4 protein-coding genes are annotated in these 3944 nt (G+C 42.4%); all 4 read left to right on the top strand.

What is annotated here, in order from left to right:
- On the top strand, positions 1 to 228 hold a 228-nt coding region (locus OGM63_RS24585), incomplete at its 5' end, for a sensor histidine kinase (RefSeq protein ID WP_263748297.1).
- A 74-nt stretch (positions 229 to 302) separates the two neighbouring features.
- Entirely contained in the window at positions 303 to 677 is a 375-nt protein-coding gene (locus OGM63_RS24580) for a response regulator (RefSeq protein WP_318528542.1), read from the top strand.
- Positions 678 to 984: 307 nt separating this feature from the next.
- On the top strand, positions 985 to 2619 hold the full coding sequence (locus tag OGM63_RS24575; protein ID WP_263748295.1) for a hybrid sensor histidine kinase/response regulator: 1635 nt from the start codon (positions 985 to 987) through the stop codon (positions 2617 to 2619).
- A 143-nt stretch (positions 2620 to 2762) separates the two neighbouring features.
- Entirely contained in the window at positions 2763 to 3932 is a 1170-nt protein-coding gene (locus OGM63_RS24570) for a homocysteine biosynthesis protein (RefSeq protein WP_263748298.1), read from the top strand.
- The last annotated feature ends 12 nt before the right edge of the window (positions 3933 to 3944 follow it).

The raw sequence follows: 3944 nt of genomic DNA, 5'->3' as shown, positions 1-3944 counted from the left end.
CATCTCCTATTCAAAGTCAAAGACCAAGGACGAGGTATTCCTGCTGATAAACTAGAAAGTATTTTTGGCAGGTTTGAGCAAGTTGATGCTTCAGACTCTCGCAATTACTGCGGTACTGGGCTTGGATTAGCTATCTGTCGCACTATTGTGCAGCAGCACAACGGAAAAATTTGGGTAGAAAGCGTTTTCGCTGAAGGCAGTATTTTCTACTTCACCCTACCACTGTAGTTCTGCAATTTGTTTGTTAAAGAGGCTTCAGCCCGGTGAGTATGTCAAGAAATAAAATCTACAAAAATACTCCTTTGGTAATGCGACGAATTCTGCTGATTGATGACGAAGAGCGTTTGAGCGAAGTGGTTCAAACTTGCTTAGAAATTTTAGGAGGTTGGGAAGTACTGATCGCTACCACTGCTAATGAAGGGTTGCTGATAGCGGAAATTGAACAGCCAAATGCCATTTTGCTAGATGTGATGCTGCCAGAAATGGATGGTATCACTTTATTTCATCATCTACAAGAAAAACCTCATACCCAATCGATTCCAGTCATTTTGCTGAGTGCGAAAATACAGTTTCCCTCGAATCAGTTTGCTCACTTAGGTGTAGCAGGAGTCATTGCCAAACCCTTTGACCCTTTGAAGCTGGCAGATCAGGTCGCAAAAATCCTTAATTGGAGTTAAGTTGTATAGTGATATAAAATACGTTGTTAGTATATATTTTTGGCTCTCTCTTTAGACAGAATTTAGAATTAGTTCAGAATTTACTCATTTTTGAGAGCTAATCTTGCTTTTGCTAAAGAAAATTAAGAATATCTGCTGTCAAGCAATGAAAAAGAGGGGGAAGTGGGAAGGGCAAAAGAGGAAAGGAATAAAAAACTTTATTTTCTTCCCTTTCCCCTTCTATGAGTGCCTAAAACAAGCACCCCCTCCTCGGTAAAAGCTTAATAGGCATTGGCGATCGCTAATCCCCAGCATTAAAAAAAATTATATGCAAATAAGTAAACCAATTAAGGAAGCAAGCACCAATGAATTGCTGCTAGGGGGAGAAAAAATGGCACAAAACCAACGGAGCATCCTCATTGTTGATGATTGTCACGAAGATAGGGTAACTTTCCGCCGTTATTTACACTCCTGCTCCAACTACATATATACTGTGATTGAGTCAGAGTTTGGCGAAGAAGCGCTAGAATTGTGCAAGATTTTGCAGCCAGATTGTGTTGTACTCGATTACTCTCTACCTGATATGGATGGTCTTGAGTTTATCGAAAAGTTAAGAAATATAACCAATAAGGTAGATATTCCCGTGGTGATGCTGACAGGTTTCGGTAATGAAGCGATCGCTGTCGAAGCAATGAAAAAAGGAGCTGTAGACTATCTCACCAAAGAACATCTGACAGCAGAAAATTTGCACACAACCCTTCAACACGCTCTCGAAAAAGTGGAACTGCTGTGGAAACTCAAAACAACTCAAGAGCAATTAAAATTTCAGGCTTATATTTTATCTCAAGTAACCGATGCAGTTATGGTTACTCAAGTCAAGTTTTTTGATGAGATGAAAGCGCAGATTGTCTATGTCAATGCCGCATTCACTCGTATGACTGGCTACACTAGTGAGGAGGTTTTAGGTGAGACACCGAGTATCCTCAACGGACTGAAAACCGATCCAAAAGTACTGGAGAAAATTCGTGATAGCATCACTAATTATCAGCCTGTAAAGGTAGAAATAATTAACTACCGCAAAGACGGATCGGAGTATTGGTCAGAAATAAATGTTACCCCGATGCTTGACGAATCAGGGGAATGCACTAATTTTATTTTTGTGCAACGTGACATCAGCGATCGGCAAGCTGCGCTTCGCGATCGCAAACTTGCCGAAATAGAACGCCAACAACTACTAATCCAGGAAAAAGCTTGCCGTGCTGAAGCAGAAGCAAGCAACCGCACAAAGGATCAGTTTTTGGCAATTGTATCTCACGAATTGCGATCGCCTCTTAATGCTATACTTGGTTGGACAAAGTTAATTCAAGGCGGCAAGTTAGACGATTTGGCTATTGCACGAGCATTAGCAACAATTGAACGTAACGCCAAGTTACAAAACGAGTTAATTCAAGACCTCCTAGACTTTTCACGCATCACAAAAGGTAAACTTCGGATTGAACTTTGTCCAGTTAATTTGACAGAAATAATTAATGCTGCAATTGATGTAGTCCGTCCATTAGCTGATGCTAAAAACATTGCCATTGAATCAGCACTTGAATTTACAATCGGCGAGGTTTTGGGCGATGCCAGCCGATTGCAACAAATTTTGTGTAATCTACTGACTAACGCAATCAAGTTTACACCAGAACAAGGACAGATTGCAATTTGGTTAGAGCGAGTTGAGTCTGAAGCTCAAATCACCGTCAGTGATACAGGCATTGGTATTAATCCTGACTTTTTGCCTCATGTTTTTGAGCAATTTCGTCAAGCTGATAACGAATATACAACAAGGCATAAAGGACTAGGACTAGGACTTGCGATCGTCCGTAGTTTAGTGGAAATGCACAATGGTAGTATCACCGCAGCGAGTGACGGTGAAGGACACGGTGCAACCTTTACAGTTAGGTTGCCACTTCAGAATTAGATATAGTTGTCAGGTTTAGATCCCCAGGCTTAATTTTTTCTTTGGTAATCAAACCCCATAATATCTAAAAACATTCTGTGGAGTCAAATTGTAAGCGATCGCATTCGTTATGGTTTAGAGAAAGGATGAAGCTATATTTAAATATGCGATCGCTTGCCGAAATTAACGATAAAATCAGCCGCAAACGTGCTGTGGTCTTAACTGTTGAAGAACTCAAAGCACGAGTTGCTTTATTTGGTGTGACTCAAGTTGCCAAAGAAACTGATGTCATTACTACCGGCACATTTGAGCCGATGGAATCATCAGGTGCGATTATTAACTTAGGTCACACTGACCCACCAATTAAAATTCGCCGCTGTTGGTTAGATAGTGTCCCTGTATATTCCGGTTTTGGTGCAGTCGATTTATACATAGGTGCAAGCTCTGCCGTGGAAGCGATGGACGGCGAAGAAGCCCGCGAACGTGGTGGTGGACATGTAATTGAAGATTTGATTGCCGGTAAACCCGTACATGTACGGGCACAAGGACAGGTAACAGATTGTTACCCCCGTGCCACCTTTGAAACCACAATTACCCGTGAAACGATAAATCAGTTTTATTTATTTAATCCGCGCAATCTCTATCAAAATTTTATCGTGGGGGTGAATGGAGGCGATCGCCCACTTTTCACTTATCTCGGTCCACTACAACCGCGCTTGGGGAATGCAGTTTACTCTAACCCAGGTGCGATTTCCCCTTTACTCAACGACCCAGAATTACAACTTATCGGTATTGGTACGCGAATCTTCTTAGGGGGTGGTGTAGGCTATGTCTCATGGGAAGGTACTCAGCACTTTCCTTTACAAAAGCGATTACCTAATCATACACCCATCGGTCCTGCCGCCACTTTAGCATTAATTGGTGATGCCAAACAAATGGATGCGCGTTGGGTACGCGGTTGTTACTTCAAAAGTTACGGACCTTCCCTAATGTTGGGTGTAGGCGTACCACTTCCGGTATTAAACGAACAAGTCGTAGAACGTGCTAGCGTGACTGACAAAGACTTAGTAGCGCCGATAGTAGACTTTTCCATCCCTCGGCGCGTCCGTCCTACCTTTGGGTTAGTGAGTTACGCCCAACTCAAATCTGGGCGAGTCACTATTGAAGGTAAAACAGTGCGTGCCGCTCCTCTAGCGAGTATGTATCTTTCTAGACAAGTGGCACAAGAATTGAAACAGTGGATTGAAGCTGGGACATTTACCCTGACAGAAGCAGTTTCCCCAATTCCGATGGAGCGATCGTTTTTGCCCCAAGATCGCTGGACGGAGTTTTGATTTATCGGAGGG

Origin of the sequence: Plectonema radiosum NIES-515, from assembly GCF_025753815.1 — a bacterium.
Taxonomy (GTDB): Bacteria; Cyanobacteriota; Cyanobacteriia; order Cyanobacteriales; family Nostocaceae; genus Hassallia; species Hassallia radiosum_A.
This window is presented reverse-complemented; position numbering and strand designations above follow the sequence as displayed.